This window comes from Bifidobacterium hominis (assembly GCF_040095915.1).
GTDB lineage: Bacteria > Actinomycetota > Actinomycetes > Actinomycetales > Bifidobacteriaceae > Bifidobacterium > Bifidobacterium hominis.
The window spans coordinates 16,778-34,350 of the sequence record NZ_JBBMFR010000009.1 but is presented as its reverse complement, the minus strand read 5'-3'; the positions used below and the strand labels follow the sequence as shown (position 1 = coordinate 34,350).

Below are 17,573 nucleotides of genomic sequence, written 5' to 3'. Positions count from 1 at the left end.
CGTGCCTTCCATCTATTTGCCTTACATACTGAGATGACTGTCGGATATCACCTGCCTCTGTAGCAGCTGTATGTCACCGCCAGATGCCGTCGAGCACACGCACATCCACGCAATCGACCTTGCCGTCGGCAACAAAACGGAACTCGCCATCGCCGTCCGCACCTTGGAACAGCATGCTGCCGGCCGCTTCCCCGTTGTTAAGGAAGACTTCCACCACATTGCGGTCGAAGAAGATTTCGACGCGACGCACGTCGGCGATGCCGCTATCGAAATCGATGTCGTCCACGACTGTTCCCTTCGTGACCAGTCGGGTCACGCCGTCGCGACGCTGCAGCTGCAATTCAGTCGAATCACCATTGGCGGGATTGGTACCGGTCGCGATGAGCATTGTGAAATCGTCATCGTCGGCCAGATGCATGTCCGTGTAATACGCGTTGTTCGGCACAATAAAGAAGGTCCCGTTTTCGTCTGCATGCGCTTCCAAACGATCGCCTAGCAGCTGCTCGTACGCTTCTTTGACAGGACGGCTGGTCAAGCGGCCGTCACGCACGTGCAGTTCACGTGGCAGCGACATCATGCCGTTGGCGATGCACGGCTTTTCCACACGCATCGCGGGAAAGTCGGTATACCATCCGAACACGATACGACGCCCGTCGTCGGCAAAGCTTTGCGTGGCATAGTAGCCGGTACCGAAATCGCACCAATCGCTGTTCTCTACCTGCAAACGTGGACCTTCGGCGGTGTCCTTGAGATCACCAACATACCAACGCACCTGCTGGAAACGACCTTGCTTGTCACGGTAGTGCATCAACGCGCCGATGGCGACTGTCTTGCCGTCGAGCTGGAACAGGTCAGGACATTCGTAGGTACGCGATAGCTGGTGGCCGAAATCGGCGAGCACCGGTCCTTCATACTGCCACGTCACGTTGCGCTTGAGTGGTTTCTTCGCGGAGAAGAGCGCCATGGCAGGCACCGTGTCCATATTGGGCTTGTCGGTGCCGGGCCTGCCTTGCGGACCGCATGTGAACCAGCCGTCTGTACCCTGTACGCTGATGCCAGGCGCCGCGGAGGACACAGCATCAGTATCGAATTCGGAGACCGGCAGATTCGTGGCGGTCACCATGTAAGCGCGTTCCGGATTGATAGCCTCGCCAGACATGCCGGTTTCCACCTTCGGATCACGGAAATCGAAGCCAAAACCATCGTTAACGCGCAACGCGACCGGAGATTCGACACTCACATGCACGCCATCCTCACACAAGCAGGTGGTCTGGTATTCAGTAACAGACGATTCGTCTCCGCGAGTCTCCAGGTGCCGGGTTAGATACAGGCGAATAGCGGCCGCATCATCACCCTTGCAGGGATTGTCACACGCATCCACCGTCACCGCGGATCCGGAGAACGCGCCACCAACGATGCGTTCGTCGATATGCAGCTCCGGCTGCGGTTCGAGGAAGATTGGCAGATGCGTCCAATGCACCAGATCGCGGCTCACCGCATGCCCCCAGTGCATATTGTCCCAGCCAAAACCATACGGATTGAATTGGTAGAACAGATGGTAGCGTCCTTGGAAACGACACAGGCCGTTAGGATCATTCATCCAGCGAGCGAATGGCTCGAAATGCGCCGCAGGGCGAGCGAAGCGATCATAGATCTGCTCCAGCGTCGGCTGCGTATCCCATTCATTGTCGTACGGATTCATGCTGATGAAACGCACGCCTTCATCAAGGAGATTCTCACACTCGGACAAGTAGGCGAACCGTACGGTCAGTCGGTGCGCACTCACCGTAATACGCACGTTCGTCGGCACCGGAATCAAGAAATGGTGACGACGCTCGGCCACCGGCATGGCATGGCTGGCGATTTGATGGCCGTCCCCGTCTGTAATGGTGACGGCAGCGTCATCGCCGCATCTTTCGGCGAACAATTCCAGCAGACGGTAGCCGCCGGTTTCGATGGCAACGGAATAGTTGTCAGGCATAATGATCTCCTCCACAGCGCCACATGATCGGATATCACGTGGCTACGCATTGAAAAACAGATAATTAGAAAAACAAATACGGAAAGAAACGTCCGTCACGACACGATGGAATCGCGTTCGATGATGCGGCAGCGCAATGCTGTTTTGCTGCCATCACGTTGCCTCTGCACCGCCATGCTACGATCGGACTCAAGATCGGCTACGGCCTTGTCGCCGTCAAGTATGGCGACAAGTTGCCGAACCGCTTCAAAACCCATCTCATAATGGGGTAGTTCCAGCGTAGTCAGTGATGGTTTGATCACATTAGTGATGAACGGCTGGTTATCGATGCTGATCACCGACACGTCAGCGCCGATGCGCACTCCGCGTTCGCGTGCGGCTTCGTAGATGAAAGTGGCGCGCACATCGTTGAAACAAAAGATGCCGTCCGGCTTGATTTCGTCGAACACCCGCGCCGCTTCATCGTCCGCGTTAGTAAATTCCGATACTTCGACAACCAAAGCGTCATCGAATGGAATGCCTGCTTCCGCAAGCGCACGTCGGTAACCAGTCAGACGTTGACCTTGCGCGACGATGGGGGTTGCGGAACCGTAGTAGACGATGCGTCTGCATCCAGCTTTGATCAGACGGTCGGTGGCATCATACCCCGCCAGTTCATCATCGGGGTAGACCGAGGGAACTCGCCCCGCTGCATCCTCACTGTCCACCACCACGGTCGGGCTGCCTTCCAAGACTTCGGGAATGTCCACTTTGCGGTGGAACATCATGGCGTATAGGAAGCCATCCACGTTGTATCGGAGCAGGGCGGATATTTCTTGGTTCTCGAGTTCAGCGTCATTATTGGTGTTCGTGGTAAGCAGTATGTATCCGAGCTTGCTCGCAGCATCCTGCGCACCTTCGAGTACCTTGCTCGCGTACGGGGTCGTGGCGATCTCATCGGTCACAAATCCCAAGGCGTTGGATTTGTTGGTACGTAGGGTACGCGCCACGGAATTGGGCTTGTACCCCATGTTCTCGGCAGTCGCACGGATTTTCTGCGCAACCGCCTTGCTGACGCGATTGTGATCCTTGTTGTTCATAACCAAAGACACAGTGCATACGGAAACACCCGCTTCCTTAGCTATGTCTTTGATGGATACCAATCGTTTGGACCTGTTCACTCGTTGCCTTACTGACGACTGCACCATTTTATCACCCCCTTTTTTGCGAACATGTCACGATGTCTGGTTTCGGGCGTGGCCCGCGCTCTGTTCCATGCGGTCATGAATGTCCATTCCAGGCAGACGGCCGAATGAATAAATAATCCAGGCTGTGCAGAACATCGGCAGCGACAAGCCGAACACCATGAGAATTCCAGGCCATTGCACCCATACAAGCACGGTAAGAATCAGCAGTCCAACCTGCAGAAGGCTGCACAACGGGCGTGCCACAATCATCGCCAGTGTTGTACGAACAATCCAGACGGAATTCTCTTCATAGTTCGCGCGCACCACCCAAACCAAGGACGAGAACACTGCCAAAACTACGATGATGAGCAGCAGCACGCCGGAAACCATGATGTCGAAATCGCCGCGAGCATGCCAGTTCATTACGCAGTAGTCGACGATGACCACGGCCCAGAGAATAATCAAAGGCCAACCGAAAAGATTCGCGCGCTTGACTTCGCTTTTCCAGAAGCCGTGAAACGTCTTCCAAACTTCCTTGGCCCGCATTGAACGGTCCTCAGAAAGCACCCACGCACGGAACGTAGCCTGCGCAGCCGCGAACGAGGGGAGAAATCCCAGCACGACGGCTCCCATCAGAGTGTGCGCGAGTATGGCCACGTTGACCACGAAAATCGCGACTAGCAGACGGCAGAACCGCTCGTAGGCCACAGAGAAGCGGGCAAGCATAGCGAATCCTTTCTATCGGCTGGCTTTTAGATTGGTTATCTCTTGTCGGATTGCGTTTGACTCAACCCTTGACCGCGCCGAGCATCACGCCCTTGTTGAAGTACTTCTGCAAGAACGGATAGAGCACAAGCAGAGGCAGGGTAGAGACGATGATGATGCCGAACTTGATCTGATCGGCGGCCTGCTGCTGCGCAGCCGCGTTGACATTGGTTCCAGTACCCTGCGCCACCAGTAGCAACTGCTGCAACACCACCTGCAATGGCTGCTTCTTGTCGTCGGTGATGTAGATAAGGCCCGTCATGAAGTCGTTCCAGTGGCCGACAAAGTAGTACAGACCAATTACAGCCAGAATCGCGGAGCTTAACGGCAGCACAATCTTGAAGAAGTAGCCAAAGTAGCTCAGCCCGTCGATCTGGGCCGCGTCGAAGAGCTCTTCGGGGATAGAGGTTTCGAAGAAGGAGCGGGCCACGATCACGTTGTACACGGAAACTGCGCCAGGCAGGATGAACACCCACATGCTGTTGTTGATGCCGAGGCTCTTGTACAGCAGGTAGTTCGGAATCAGGCCGCCGGCGATGAACATGGTCACGGTGAACAGGAACATGATCACGCGTCGCGGCTTGAACTCGCGACGGGATAGCGCGAAGGCGCAGGGAATGGTCACTGCCATGTTGACCGCGGTGCCGACCACCGAATAGATGATGGTGTTGAGATAGCCCTGCCAGATGCGCTGGTTGGCGAACACCTTAGCATAGCCAACGAAGGTCACACCCTTGGGTAGCAGCAGCACTTCACCGCCGGCCACGGCGTTCGGATTTGAAAATGATGCGATGACCACGAACCACAGCGGGTAGAGCACCGCCACAATGGTCAGGAGCAGCAGCACATTGATGATGCCCGACACCGCCAGGTCACCTGGCTTCTGCTTCTGGCGCACGTGCTTGTTCCAGGGAATGTCGTTCTTGTTCTGGGTAACAGCCTCAATTGTTGCAGACATGATAAAACCCTTCTAGAAAATGCTCGTATCGGAAACGCGCTTGGCGATTGCATTCGCGGTGATCAGGAAGATGAAGTTGACCAAGGTGTTGAACAGGCCAATTGCCGTCGAATACGAGTATTGGCCATTGATAATACCGATTTTGTAGGTGTATGTGGCGATGACTTCGGTGGCCGGCATGTTCAGCGAATTCTGCATCAGATAGATCTTGTCGAAGCCCACGTTGAGCACGGAGCCCATGTTCATGATGAGCAGGATCGCACATGTCGGCATGATCGCAGGAATATCGACGTAGCGAATCAACTGCAGACGGCCTGCACCGTCGATCTTCGCCGCCTCGTACAGCGATGTGTTCACACCGGCGAGCGCAGCCAGGTAGATGATGGAGTTCCAACCAACATGCTGCCAGACTTCGGAGATCCAATAGACCGCGGTGATGGCGCTGGTGGAGCCCATCAGTGATTCATCACCGAAGAAGCGACCGAGAATGCCGGTACCAGGAGTCAGGAAGATGTTGAGCATGGAGACGATGACCACCACGGAGATGAAGTGGGGCATGTAGGTGATCGTTTGTACGAAACCCTTGATTTTCTTAGAACCGATCTGATTGATCAGCAGGGCCAGAATAATCGGAAAAATGAAGCCCATGACCAGTGTCCAAAGGGAAATGCGGATGGTGTTGGTCATGATCTCGCCAAACAGCGGGTTGTGGAAGAATTCCAGGAAGTATTTGAAACCGACGAATTTGCCGCCGGTCAGGCCTTTGGTCGGATCGAACTCGCGGAAGGCGAGCTGGATGCCCCACATCGGCACGTAGGAGAACAGTCCCACGAAGAACAATGCCGGAGCGGAAAGAATCCACAACTGCCAGTAGCGACGTAAATGGTCGGCGATGCGATCGAGCAGACCTGGTTTCTTGCGGTCGGGAGCCGCTTCCATCGCCACGGTCCGTGCAGCAACGCCTTGCGATGTTTGTGCACTCATGTTGGTCTCCAATTTAGGATGATTGCTAGGGAACAAAAATGCGGGGTCCGGCGGCAGTCACGGGAGAGAAACGAACCCGTGCGATGGACCCCGCGGTATTACTTGGCTACTTGGTGTACTTGTCGTACCACTTCTGCCAAATCTTGATGTTGGCGTCGAGGCCGAGGGTCGGTTCGGACACCTTTTTCACGTAGGCATCCCATTCCTTGTCGATGCCGCCCTTCTGGACCCACTTCGCGATCTGGTTGTTCGCGTAGTTGGAGATGGCGGTGTTGTTGTTTTGCAGGGTGTTGGAGTCCTCGGTATCCGGGCGCACGTAAATCGGTACGACATCCTTGACGCCGTCGACGCGGTTGCGCGCCTCACGAATGGCCAAATCGGACGCAGTGACCTGGTCGGCGTTGGTGTCGTTGACCATCTTCACGTCGTCGCGAATCCAGCCACCGAAGCGGTCCTGCAGGGCGACGGCGCGGGTATCAGGATATTCGGCGTAGGCTTTAGCCTTGTCGATGGTGTACTGGTGGTCGCCGTCATCGGAGACGATATCTGGAATAGAGCCGAAGAATCCAGCCACGGAAAGCTTCTCGCCATACATGGCGTCGATCACCTTGTAGATGGCGTCCTGGTTGGCTGCGTTCGGGTTGACGGTCAGGCCGGAACCGGAGTAGGCCCAGCGGCAGGCGTCCTGGGAATAATCCCACTTGACCTGGGAGTCGGGCGTGGAGGCGTCCTTCTTCAGCGGCGGCAGGGTGACGTACTGGTCGCCAAGCGCGTTGCCGTATTCGGCGTAGTTGGACCAACCGAAGGAGACGCCGGTCAGCGCGGTCTTGCCGTCACTGACGGTCTGCGAAGTGTATTGCGAGGCGTCGCGGGTGAGCACATCCTTCGGGATAAGGCCCTTGGCCATGAGTCCGTGCAGGTAGGAGACGACGTCCTTGAGCGCGTCGGAGGTGTAATAGCTCTTAACCTTGCCGTTGTCCACATAATAGCCCTGTTCGGAAGCGCCACCGCCCATGAAGGAGGTGACCACGCCTTCGGAGTTCATCAGCGCCAGAGGGCTCCACAGGCCGAAGCCGAGGCTGCGGATATTCATCGGCACCTCATCAGCCTTGCCGTTGCCGTTCGGATCCTGGGTCTTGAATGCATCGAGCACGTTCTCGAGCTCGTCCCAAGTGGTCGGCATCTGGAGTCCCAGCTTGTCCAGCCAGGTCTTGTTGATGAACATGTGAGTGCCGGAAACCTCGTAACCCTTGCCGCGGTCGGAGGGCAGCATGGCGATCTTGGTGCCATCGGTAACGTACTTCGCGGCGCCCGGCTGGGCCTTGAGGAACTTCTTGACGTTCGGCATCTTGTCCAGATGCGGCTTGAGATCCTCGAAATAGGTGCTGTACTTGGCCGCATCCACCATGCTGAACAAGCTCAAGCCAATGTCCGGGAATTCACCGGCGGCCATCTTGGCGCTCTTCTGCTGACCCCAAGCGTTGTCGGAGACTTCCTGCCACTTGATGGTGCAATCGCAGGCGGCTTCCAGATCCTTGGTGTACTGGGTGTCCTGCATCGGATGGTCGGTCACGTTGCGACGAACCAGAATATTGACGATTGGCTTGCCGTTCTCGTCTGTGGTGGCCTGCTTGTTGCCGCAGGCGGCAAACGTCGTGACCATAGTCGCGACTGCAGCTATTGATGCCAACAGGCGAACACTTCTTCGTGCCATGATTAGGCTCCTTCTTCCTTGATGTTTCCTCCCCGTACCGATGTAAGACGCACCGGTACGACCCCGTCAGCCACTTGCTTTGTGGTTGTTTCCTTGCGGTGGTTAACACTATAAATCGTTAATCGTTTAATGTCAAACGTTAATCGTTTATCTCAATAGTTAACACTCTCATCGACCAGTCCCCCCAGCGTCGCAAACGTAAACTTCGGCTCTATACTGCCGTTCTTGCAGAACACCGGAATCACCCACATCGCGACACGCCGTTAATCGTATAACGTATCGTTTTCATCAAATACACGTACCGCCCATCCACTGCACGCACAAAAACGTAGCCGAACAGGACGGCCACCAAGTCGACACGTCGCTACTTACGAAAGATGCTCCCCTCCTTCAGGAAGAAGGAGGGGAGCACGAATACGATCACAGACGGCACCAGGCCAAACACGTAGCCGCACCGGGAGCCGGAGATGAAGCATTCGGCATCGTGTCTGCTGTCCATCGCCGCGGGATACGCCGTGCGCCATCTGGTCCACAGTAAATCATGAAAAACGCGCGTTGGCGCACGTCCTTTTCATGGACGTGCGCCAACGCGCGTTTTTGCATCAGCTTCTGCGATCAGGCCTCGCGGCTCGCGGAAGCCGCAGCGAACGCCGGCAAGGCGCGAGGTGCGTTGAAACCTTCCTTTTCGAAGCGGTCAGCAATCTTCTGTGCGATTTCGTGGCCCTGGCCCTTGTCCACCAGCGCGATGATGGAGCCGCCGAAGCCGCCGCCGGTCATGCGTGCGCCGTATGCACCGTTGGCGCGGGCCACTTCCACGGCGATGTCGAGTTCGGGAACGGTCACTTCGTAGTCGGCTGCGAGCGAATCATGAGACGCGTTGAACAGTCGTCCGGCTTCGTCGATCTTGCCGTTGGCGAAGGCACGTACGAAGGAGTTGACGCGCGCAATCTCAGTGATCACATGACGCACGCGCTTCTTCATCGTGTCGTCTTCCAGCTTGTCGAGCGTTTCCTTGAGCGCCTGGAACGGATCGTCGGACTTGGCGATGCTGTCGGCAACCACACGCAGGTTGGCCACGCCGAGGATTTCGGCGGCCTTCTCGCAGGTGGCGCGGCGCTGGGCATACTGGCCGTCGTTGAGCTGGTGCGGAGCCTGAGTGTCGAGCACCATCAGCTCCAGACCGTACTTGTCGAGATCGAACTCCTGCTGGGAGACATTCTCCAGCGGGCTCAGCTCCGGGCGGCAGTCCAGGCGCAGCGCATGGCCGAACGTGCAGCGCATGGAGGCGTTCTGGTCGAGGCCGCCGGTGGAGGCGCCGGCCATGTCGTTCTCGGACTTGATGGCGGCGTTGATCAGCGTCACACGGCCGGCGTCGGAAGCGCCGTAGCCCAAGCCGTACACGTCATCCAGGGCCAGCGCGGTCGAGCAGGTCATGGCGGCGGACGAGCTCAGGCCCGATCCGAGCGGCACGCAGGAAGAGAATGCCGCATCGAAGCCTTGCACGGCGTTGAAGCCGGCTTCGCGCAATGCCCAGGCCACACCCACCGGGTAGGCGGCCCAGCCTTCCACACCACCGGCCTGCAGACCGTCGAGGTCGGCTTCGGTAACGTTTTCGGGGTCGACGTCGGAAACCACGCGCACCTTGGTGTCTTCACGCGGCTTGAGCGCGATGAACGTGCGGTGCGGCAGTGCGATCGGCAGGCACAGGCCCGCGTTGTAGTCGGTGTGCTCGCCAATCAGGTTCACACGGCCCGGTGCGGCCCATACGCCAGCCGGTTCCTCACCGTAGGTGGCCTTGAACAGGTCGACGGCGATCTTCACGCCTTCGTCATGCGAAAGCGGCTCAATGAATTCAACAGCAGTCATTGGTGTTTTGTCCTTTGGGTTTTATTGGTTTTCAGCCTTCGATGTCGATTGGTCCGAGCTCGTGGAAGCGCTTGGCGATGAGTTCCGGCGTGGTGTCGGAAACCCATGCGGCCATGCCGGATTCGGATCCGGCCAGATACTTGATCTTGTTGGCTGCGCGGCGGAACGAGAAGAACTGCAGGTTCAGGCGGTAGTTTTCACGGCGTGCGTCGTGGATCGGAGCCTGGTGCCATGCTGCGATGTATGGCAGGTCCATGCCCTTGCCGTCGCCCTTGTCGAAGAACGCGTTGCCGCGCTTGAGCAGGGTGGAGTACATGACGGCCAGATCCCAACGTTCCTGGTCGTTGAGCTCGTCGAGGGTGAGCACGTCGCGCACCGGGGCCACATGTACCTCGAGGGGCCAGCGGGCTGCGGCTGGCACGTAGGCCACCCAGCTGTGGTTGCGCATGACGATGCGCTCCCCAGCTTCGATTTCGGAGTTCATGAGATCCTTGAGCAGGTTGCCGCCGGTCTTCTCATGGTAGGCTTCGGTCTGCTTGAGTTCGGCTTCCATCTTCGGCGCGATGAACGGGTAGCAGTAGACCTGTCCGTGAGGGTGTGCCAGGGAGACGCCGATTTCCTGTCCGTGGTTTTCGAACGGGAAGATCTGTTCGATGCCTTCCATCTTGGAGATTTCGGCGGTACGGAACGCCCATGCTTCCACAACGGTGCGCAGACGGGAGACCGGCAGATCCGCCGGCAGACCGTTTTCGTCCGGGTCGAAGCAGATCACTTCGCAGCGGCCTGCGGCGAGCTTCTTCTCCCACAGCGGGTTGCCGTTGACGTATTCCACGGCTTCGGAACGGCCCGGCACTCGAACCATCGACGGGAAGCGGTTTTCGAACACGACCACGTTGTAGTCGGTATCCGGCACTTCGCCGTCCTGATACGGGTCGCCCGGCTTGCGTGCGGCCAGCGGGTTGCCTTTGGCGGTGGCACCCGGTCCTGCGGTGATCGGGCGGTTCATGCGTGCGGTCGCCATCGGAATCCAATCGCCGGTCAGTGGATCGCGACGCATTTCCGGAGCGGCGTACGGCACTTCCTCACCGGCTGCGTTGAGCTGGTTGGAGAAGCGGTATGCCAGCTGACGAGGATCGTTCAGTTCGCGCGTCTTCGCGCCGGAAACATATTCCGGATCATCGTCGAGGTAGAAGAACGCACGGCCATCGGCGAGCGTGGTCGGCGTGATGCGAATGTGCTCCTTCGCGTACTCTCCGGGAGTGTAGTTTGCGAATTCACTCATTATGGTTATTCACCTTCCTGAATAGGCTCGCTCTGGTGCGCCAGCACGAGCTCTTTAACCAAATCCCTTGTTTTCCCAACCGAATCGGGGTCTAGTCCATCATCGGTAATGACCGTGTCCACCTGGTCGAAGCGTGCGAAAAGCGACAATGATGTGCAGCTCCACTTGGTGTGATCGGTCAAAATTATGGTTCGATCGGCAATGTCCATCATTGCCATATCGGTTGCAGCCTCAAGCGAGTTCGGCATGAGGAAGCCGCGCGGAATGGACACGGAATGCGTGCCCAGGAAGACTGTGTTGACGCGCAGGGAGGACACCACCTTGTCGGCAATCGGCCCTACGAGCGAGTTGGATCGGGTGGTCACGCCGCCGGTCACGATGACTTCCACGTCTTTCGATTCCAGCGCCTGCACCAGTTCTGCCACCGGAATGGAGTTGGTGAGGATGGTTATGCCCGATGACTGCTGCGATTCAAGCAGATGTTGCGCGAACACGTATGCCGTGGTGCCGCCGCCGACGGCGATCACGTCGCCGGGCGCCACATATTTGATGGCTTCCTGTGCGATGGCGTCTTTGAGGCCGATGTCCATCTGCGACTTTACAGAGAACAGCGGCTCGCTCAGCAGCGTGCTGGTGGTGACGGCGCCGCCGTGCACGCGTTTCAGCAAACCCTTGTCGGCCAGATCGGCGATATCGCGACGGATAGTCATGGCGGAAACACCCAATTCTTTGGACAATGCGGTGATACGCACCGCACCGCGGGTACGCAACCTGCTCAAAATCAAATGTTGACGTTGTGACGATATCATTCGAACATTATCGCACATGTTCACTCAAAATAAAAACTGAGATGAACGTTTCGCGTGTTTTACTGGCAAAAAAGTGTACTTGAACATCCCATAATCCTCCGAATCGCACAAAAACGAACGTCGACATACCGTCAACGAAACCGATCACCATGTTGCCTTCTTTCAGCAAACGATGCGAGAATGGTGAACCATGACGTATGTTTCTGAGAATTTCTGGCACGACGCGGTGAACAAAGCCACCACCGATCTCTTCACCTTCGGCTACAAGCACATCATCAAACCGTTTTTCGTTTTCAATCAAACGCCCGACGTGGCGCATGACCAGATGATCCAGTTCTGCAAGATCACCAAGAACATTCCTCCGCTGATGTGGGCGTGCCGTGAAATGCTCAACTACTCCGACCCGGTGCTGGAAACCAATGTTATGGGCATCGACTTCGTCAATCCGTTCGGTCTTTCCGCCGGTCTTGACAAGAACTGCGAGATGCCGGTCTTGCTCGACAATGCCGGTTTCGGCTTCGAAACGGTCGGTTCCACCACGTCCCGCCCATGCCCTGGCAATCCGAGGCCGTGGTTCCATCGCCTGCCTGAATATGATTCGATGATGGTGCACGTCGGTCTTGCCAATGAGGGATCGGAAATCGTGATTCCGCGTGCTGAGCAGGCTTGGACGAAAGCTCGCGACATGCAGATTTCCGTATCAATCGCGCGCACGAACGACACCAAAACCGGCGATTTGGAGGAGGGCATCGAGGATTACTGCACTTCGATGCGTCGCGCCGTCGGCCGCACCGCCATGGTCGAAGTGAACATCTCCTGCCCGAACACCATGGCCGGCGAGCCGTTCAACGAAAGTCCGGAAGCGCTCGACAGGCTATTCACCGAACTCGACAAAATCGAACGCCCGCAGCCCACACTGGTAAAACTGCCGTTGAACAAGAGCTGGGAAGAGTTCAAGGAACTGCTTGACGTGCTTGCCGAGCACAACGTGCAGGGACTATCGATCGCGAACCTGCAGAAGGATCGTACCGGCATGAACATCCCGCGTGATTGGGAGGGCGGATTGTCGGGCTCGCCTTGCTATGCGGCCAGCAACGAACGCATCAAGCAGGTGTACCGCGAATACGGCGACCGTTTCACAATCGCAGGCATCGGCGGCGTGTTCACACCGCAGCAGGCCTATGAGAAGATCCGTTCCGGCTCGTCGTTGGTGATGTTCATCAGCTCGCTGATGTACCGCGGTCCGCAGCAGATCACCGTTTTGAAGCGCGGCCTCGCCGAACTGCTCAAGCGCGACGGTTTCGACCACGTCAGCCAGGCCGTCGGCATCGACGCCTGATTTCAGCCGGCTTCCCGATAGATGAAAGCAGCAAAAATAATGCGTCCCGCAACCAATACCATGGTGCGGGACGCTATTTTATTGCGATTACCAATACTGCCTGTTTTTATCTGATATTTATCTGACGATAATCCAATCTATCGGTTCCATTTAATACGCGCCACGCACGTATTGCGGCTGATAGGGCGCATTTTCGGTCGGAATATCGAGCTTGGCTGCGGCACGCAATGGCCAGTTCGGATCACGCAATGCCACACGTCCAATTTCGATGGCGTCGGCAGCACCGGATTTGAGAATCTTCTTGGCCTGCTTCGGTTTGGTGATCAGACCGACCGCCGTGGTTGGGATTCCGGCACGCGAACGCACCTGCTCCGCGAACGGAACCTGATAGCCGGGCTTGACCGGAATGGTCACGCCCGGAATCATGCCTCCGGTGGAAACATCCACCAGATCGACGCCATGCTCCTTCAATACTTTGGCAAGGTCGACGGTCTGGTCGAGATCCCAACCGCCGGCAGCCCAGTCGGTTGCGGAAACGCGCACCAGCACCGGCATGGTGTCGGGCACGACGGAACGCACGGCGTCCACGACCTCGACCAGCATGCGGATGCGGTTTTCGAACGATCCGCCATACTCATCCTCACGCTCGTTAATCAGCGGGTCGAGGAACTGCGACAGCAGATAGCCGTGGGCCGCATGAATTTCCACCGCGTCAAAACCGATATCATAAGCACGCCAAGCGGCATCGCGGAACTGGTCGACAATGGCATGGATCTCGTCAACGGTCAACGCGCGAGGCTTGGTCAGCGAGCCGAACGCGTTGGCGCTTGGCCCCACGGTCTTCCAACCGCCCTGTTCCTCCGGCACGCTCTCATGCTCGAAACCGATGGAGAAGCAACCGGTGGAGGCTTTGCGTCCGGCATGGTTGAGCTGCACCGCCATGGTGGCGCCGGCGGCCTTCGTATCGGCAACGATCCAACGCCATGCATCCATCTGCTCGTCGGCCCACAATCCCAAGTCGCATGGCGAAATACGACCCTCCGGCGCCACTGCGGTAGCTTCCACGATAATCATGCCGAAACCGCCCATGGCACGCGACACATAATGCTGGTAGTGGAATGGCGTGGGCAGACCATCCTGGGCCAACGCGGAATACGTGTCCATCGGCGGCAGCCAGATACGGTTGCGCACGGCCACTCCACGCAAAGTCATAGGATCGAACAGGTCAACCGTGCCATTGGTTTTGGCCTTCTTCGACTGCTTCGTCTTCTTTTCATCTTCGCTCATCGTAGTAGCTCCCCCTCCGGTCGCACCTACCGGCTTCATGCCGATCAGCTGAACCTTCTTTTCGTATTCCCCTTGAGCTTCTCTGGAGATTTCGTGCCGTAGAACCGGCACTATCTGCATTCTACGCAGAACGCCCGCCGAGCATGGCGGGCGTTCATTGATTGTTCACTTCCATTCACTGAATTGCGGAAGCGTCACTCATCTTCGGTCTGCTGCTGATCCTGATCAGCCTGCTGGTCGTTCTGCTGGCTTTGCTGCTGAAGCGACTGGCTTTGCTGCTGAAGTGACTGGTTCTGCTGCTGGATGATTGTGCTTTGCTGCTGTGTGGCATTCTGCTTTCCACCGCCGATCCTGGTGACCGCGCCGGATGTTGCGGAATACTTGGCCGCAGGCTGCCCATAATCGTTATCAATCGGCAGCTGTTTGCGTTCCGCATAAGCATTCATAAAGTCACGCCATGCCGGGGCCGCGATGGTGGAACCATCCCAATAGCCGTGGTATTGGCCGTTGATAGCGATATTCGCAATCGGGTGTCCAACCGGATTCTGCACGTCACCGACGAGCACGAATGTAGCGATCTGGTTCGGAATGAAACCACCTGTCGTAACTAGCTGATCCTCGTGGGTACCGGTCTTGGCGAAGGTCTTACGTCCATTGGCCAACTGTGCCACACCGCCTGCGCCGTCAGGACGAACAACGCCTTGATTCATGGCCCAAGCAAGCGTTTGAATGATTTCCGGATCAACCGCCTGATGGCAGTTCGCGGAAGGCACCTTAATATCATTGCCATCCACATCAGTCACCTGCTTCAGCGCGATCGGATTGCATTGCACGCCATTGGACGCATATACAGCGAAGATGCTTGCCATCGTCAGCGGGGACACGTTGACGTTACCGACCATCATGGCAGGCACGAATGATGAGGTCTTGTCGAGCGTCTCACCGGTATTCGCATCATGATAGCCAAGTTCAGTTGCGGTATCGGCAATCTTGCACAAACCGATGATGGATCCCATGGAAGCCTGCGTGGTGTTATGAGACCTTGCCAAAGCCAATGCCGGCGTTTCCGGGTTCACCGTTCCATTGGTTATTGCGTTGGTGACGTTCCACGAATCGGTGCCGCCGGTATAACGATCGCATGCGAACAACGAGGTCGAATACCTCGTGGACGTCTGCAGGTTCTCGTTGACGGAATGCCCTGCTTCCATCCATGCCACCAGATTGATAGGCTTCCACGACGAGCCGATGGAGAAGCCCATGCCGCCGCCGTCTTCTCGGTCCACGGCATAGTTCATGGAATCCCTGGTCTGGTCGTTCTGCGCCGCTTCGGTGGCATCATACGTTCGATTCAGACCGAAGCCCAACACTTCTCCGGTACCCGGTTTGACGGACGCCATCACGATTTCCATGCCGGAGGAATCTTCCGGCGGAATGGTGTTGCGCGCGGTTTCGTTCAACAAGGTGTTGGCGTCGATATCCAACGTGGTGACAATCTTCAGACCGCCCTCTTTCAGCAGTCTTTCCCTGTCCTCGCTGGTCTTGCCGAATTCCTTGGAATTCAAAATCTTATGCACCACGTAATCGCAGAAATAGCCTGCATCATAATCCGCTGCCATGCAACCGGTGGAAATAGGCTGGACATTAAGCGTATCCACGAGCGGAGTATTGACCGCTTCCTGATATTCCGCATCCGAAATATAGCCCTGCTCGTGCATCAGCTGCAGCACGATGTTGCGTTGCTTCTCGGATTCCGGCTGGTTCGATTCGACGGAAGGATCGTACGCGTTCGGATTCTTGGTGATTGCCGCAATGGTGGCGGACTGCACGATGTTCAGCTGATCGGCGGTGGTATTGAAATACCGTTTCGCAGCCGCCTGCACACCATAGAGGCTATTGCCGCCGAACTGTGCGATATTGAGATATCCCTGCAAAATTTCAGGCTTGGAATACTGCTTTTCCATTTGCACGGAAATCAGCATTTCTCTCAATTTTCGTGCGATGGTATCTTCCGACGCATGGTATTGCGCAATCGGATCGTCATCCTGCTGCGCCTGCAGAATCAGCACGTTTTTGACATACTGCTGGGTAAGGGAGGAACCGCCCTGATGGTCGCCCTTCACGTATGTTTGGACGAATGCACGGAACACACCCTGCACATCAACGCCGCCGTGAGTGAAGAATCGCCTGTCTTCACGCGAGACCACGGCCTGCTGCATGTATTTGGAAATCTTCTTCAACGGCACGACTTCACGATTCTGATCCCAGAATTCGGTGATTTTCGTGGTGCCATCGGAAGCGTACATGGTCGACTTCTGCGGCAAGCTGGTCACATCAAAATCAATACCTTCGACCGACAGCGACGGAATAACCGCCTTGGCGACGCTGTTCGCGCCGAAAACCGCCGGTAGGAGGAACAAACTGGCGGCCACGCCGCCACCCACACTCAGCGTGATGTAGGCAATCACGAGCGCGAGCACACGTTGAACGGTCAAAGTCTTCTTTTCGGGCATGGTGCCCATTCTAAAGTGGTGGGTCTACTAATCAACCGCTCGCCCACAGGCGTCACGGATTTCTCACAAACAACCGTAAAACTTGAAAAACACTGGAAAATAGCCGAAATTATCGTCTCGCCCGCCGAATAAGCATACCCGGCTGATAGATGACGATGGAACGGCCCTCACGCGCAATCCATCCACGGTTGGCGAAATCCATCAGCGCCTTGTTCACCGTCTCACGCGACGAACCGACCAGCTGCGCCATTTCCTCCTGCGTCAGATCGTGTGGCACCTTCAACCCCGCCTCGACCGGCTCACCGAAACGTGACGCCAGATTCAGCAGCGTTTTTGCCAAACGTCCCGGCACGTCCATGAACACAAGTTCCGAAATGCGCTCGTTGTTGTCACGCATGCGATGCGCGAGCACCTGAAGCATGTCGACGGCCACGCGCGGATGCTCGTCAAGCCATGCGAACAGGGCGTCATGTTCAAGCCACACGACTTTCGTGTCATTGGTCATGGCCACGGCGGACGCGGTGCGCGGCCCACCGTGCGGATCGAACACCGGAATCTCACCCAGCACTTCGCCGTACGCATGAATGCTCAACAACTGCACACGTCTGTCGGACGATTGCCGGATTAGTTTGACGCGCCCGCGTTCCAGCAGATACATGCGATGATCGGTGTCGCCTTCACGGAAAATATAGTCGCCCTTGTTGTATTCGGCATGTTGCAGATGCGGCAGCAGTTCCTCCGCCTCTTCGGAAGAAACCTGCTTGAACAACGCGGTATGCAGCAACATTGCACTTTCGCCACTGGGTCCACTATTTGTCTCGTTTGGCGTAGCCATTTGTCACACCTCCGTGTTCATAGGCGCATCCTCTGGGCACGGCCACCAGACGTGTTGTCGGGCGCGCTGCTGCGGCT

General features: G+C 56.9%; 13 protein-coding genes. 1 reads left to right on the top strand and 12 read right to left on the bottom strand.

Annotation, left to right across the window (positions count from 1 at the left end; translation table 11 throughout):
* Positions 1-73 precede the first annotated feature (73 nt).
* The 9 genes from WMO36_RS07255 to WMO36_RS07215 form a co-directional block, all read right to left on the bottom strand.
* Positions 74-1,981 (bottom strand): glycoside hydrolase family 32 protein, encoded by a 1,908-nt coding sequence (locus WMO36_RS07255; protein WP_039199148.1) that lies wholly within the window; start codon positions 1,979-1,981, stop codon positions 74-76.
* Positions 1,982-2,076: 95 nt separating this feature from the next.
* Positions 2,077-3,168 carry a LacI family DNA-binding transcriptional regulator gene (locus WMO36_RS07250; protein ID WP_349077199.1) on the bottom strand — a complete coding sequence of 364 codons (1,092 nt, stop codon included), beginning with the start codon at positions 3,166-3,168 and terminating at the stop codon, positions 2,077-2,079.
* Between the two features lie 27 nt (positions 3,169-3,195).
* Positions 3,196-3,873 (bottom strand): YesL family protein, encoded by a 678-nt coding sequence (locus WMO36_RS07245; protein ID WP_055428184.1) that lies wholly within the window; start codon positions 3,871-3,873, stop codon positions 3,196-3,198.
* Positions 3,874-3,934: 61 nt separating this feature from the next.
* Positions 3,935-4,870: a carbohydrate ABC transporter permease gene (locus WMO36_RS07240; RefSeq protein WP_012578328.1), complete on the bottom strand. Its 936-nt coding sequence runs from the start codon at positions 4,868-4,870 to the stop codon at positions 3,935-3,937.
* 12 nt (positions 4,871-4,882) lie between these two features.
* Positions 4,883-5,854, bottom strand: coding sequence for an ABC transporter permease (locus WMO36_RS07235; protein WP_012578329.1), 972 nt, complete (start codon positions 5,852-5,854; stop codon positions 4,883-4,885).
* A gap of 106 nt (positions 5,855-5,960) precedes the next feature.
* Positions 5,961-7,568, bottom strand: coding sequence for a type 2 periplasmic-binding domain-containing protein (locus WMO36_RS07230; protein WP_039199152.1), 1,608 nt, complete (start codon positions 7,566-7,568; stop codon positions 5,961-5,963).
* 615 nt (positions 7,569-8,183) lie between these two features.
* Positions 8,184-9,434, bottom strand: a complete 1,251-nt coding sequence (galK, locus tag WMO36_RS07225) for a galactokinase (RefSeq protein ID WP_349077198.1) — start codon at positions 9,432-9,434, stop codon at positions 8,184-8,186.
* 31 nt (positions 9,435-9,465) lie between these two features.
* On the bottom strand, positions 9,466-10,716 hold the full coding sequence (gene galT / locus WMO36_RS07220) for a galactose-1-phosphate uridylyltransferase (protein ID WP_033501640.1): 1,251 nt from the start codon (positions 10,714-10,716) through the stop codon (positions 9,466-9,468).
* 5 nt (positions 10,717-10,721) lie between these two features.
* Entirely contained in the window at positions 10,722-11,525 is an 804-nt protein-coding gene (locus WMO36_RS07215) for a DeoR/GlpR family DNA-binding transcription regulator (RefSeq protein ID WP_349077197.1), read from the bottom strand.
* Positions 11,526-11,715: 190 nt separating this feature from the next.
* Between WMO36_RS07215 and WMO36_RS07210 the strand changes: the two genes are divergently transcribed.
* Positions 11,716-12,864: a quinone-dependent dihydroorotate dehydrogenase gene (locus WMO36_RS07210; RefSeq protein ID WP_099571708.1), complete on the top strand. Its 1,149-nt coding sequence runs from the start codon at positions 11,716-11,718 to the stop codon at positions 12,862-12,864.
* Positions 12,865-13,014: 150 nt separating this feature from the next.
* Here the strand turns inward: WMO36_RS07210 and WMO36_RS07205 are convergent, their stop codons facing one another.
* From WMO36_RS07205 to WMO36_RS07195, 3 genes are all read right to left on the bottom strand, one after another.
* Complete coding sequence (locus WMO36_RS07205; RefSeq protein WP_349077196.1) at positions 13,015-14,151, bottom strand: NADH:flavin oxidoreductase/NADH oxidase; 1,137 nt, start codon at positions 14,149-14,151, stop codon at positions 13,015-13,017.
* Between the two features lie 194 nt (positions 14,152-14,345).
* Entirely contained in the window at positions 14,346-16,670 is a 2,325-nt protein-coding gene (locus WMO36_RS07200; RefSeq protein WP_099595005.1) for a transglycosylase domain-containing protein, read from the bottom strand.
* Between the two features lie 100 nt (positions 16,671-16,770).
* Positions 16,771-17,496, bottom strand: a complete 726-nt coding sequence (locus WMO36_RS07195; RefSeq protein ID WP_099571711.1) for a Crp/Fnr family transcriptional regulator — start codon at positions 17,494-17,496, stop codon at positions 16,771-16,773.
* Positions 17,497-17,573 lie beyond the last annotated feature (77 nt).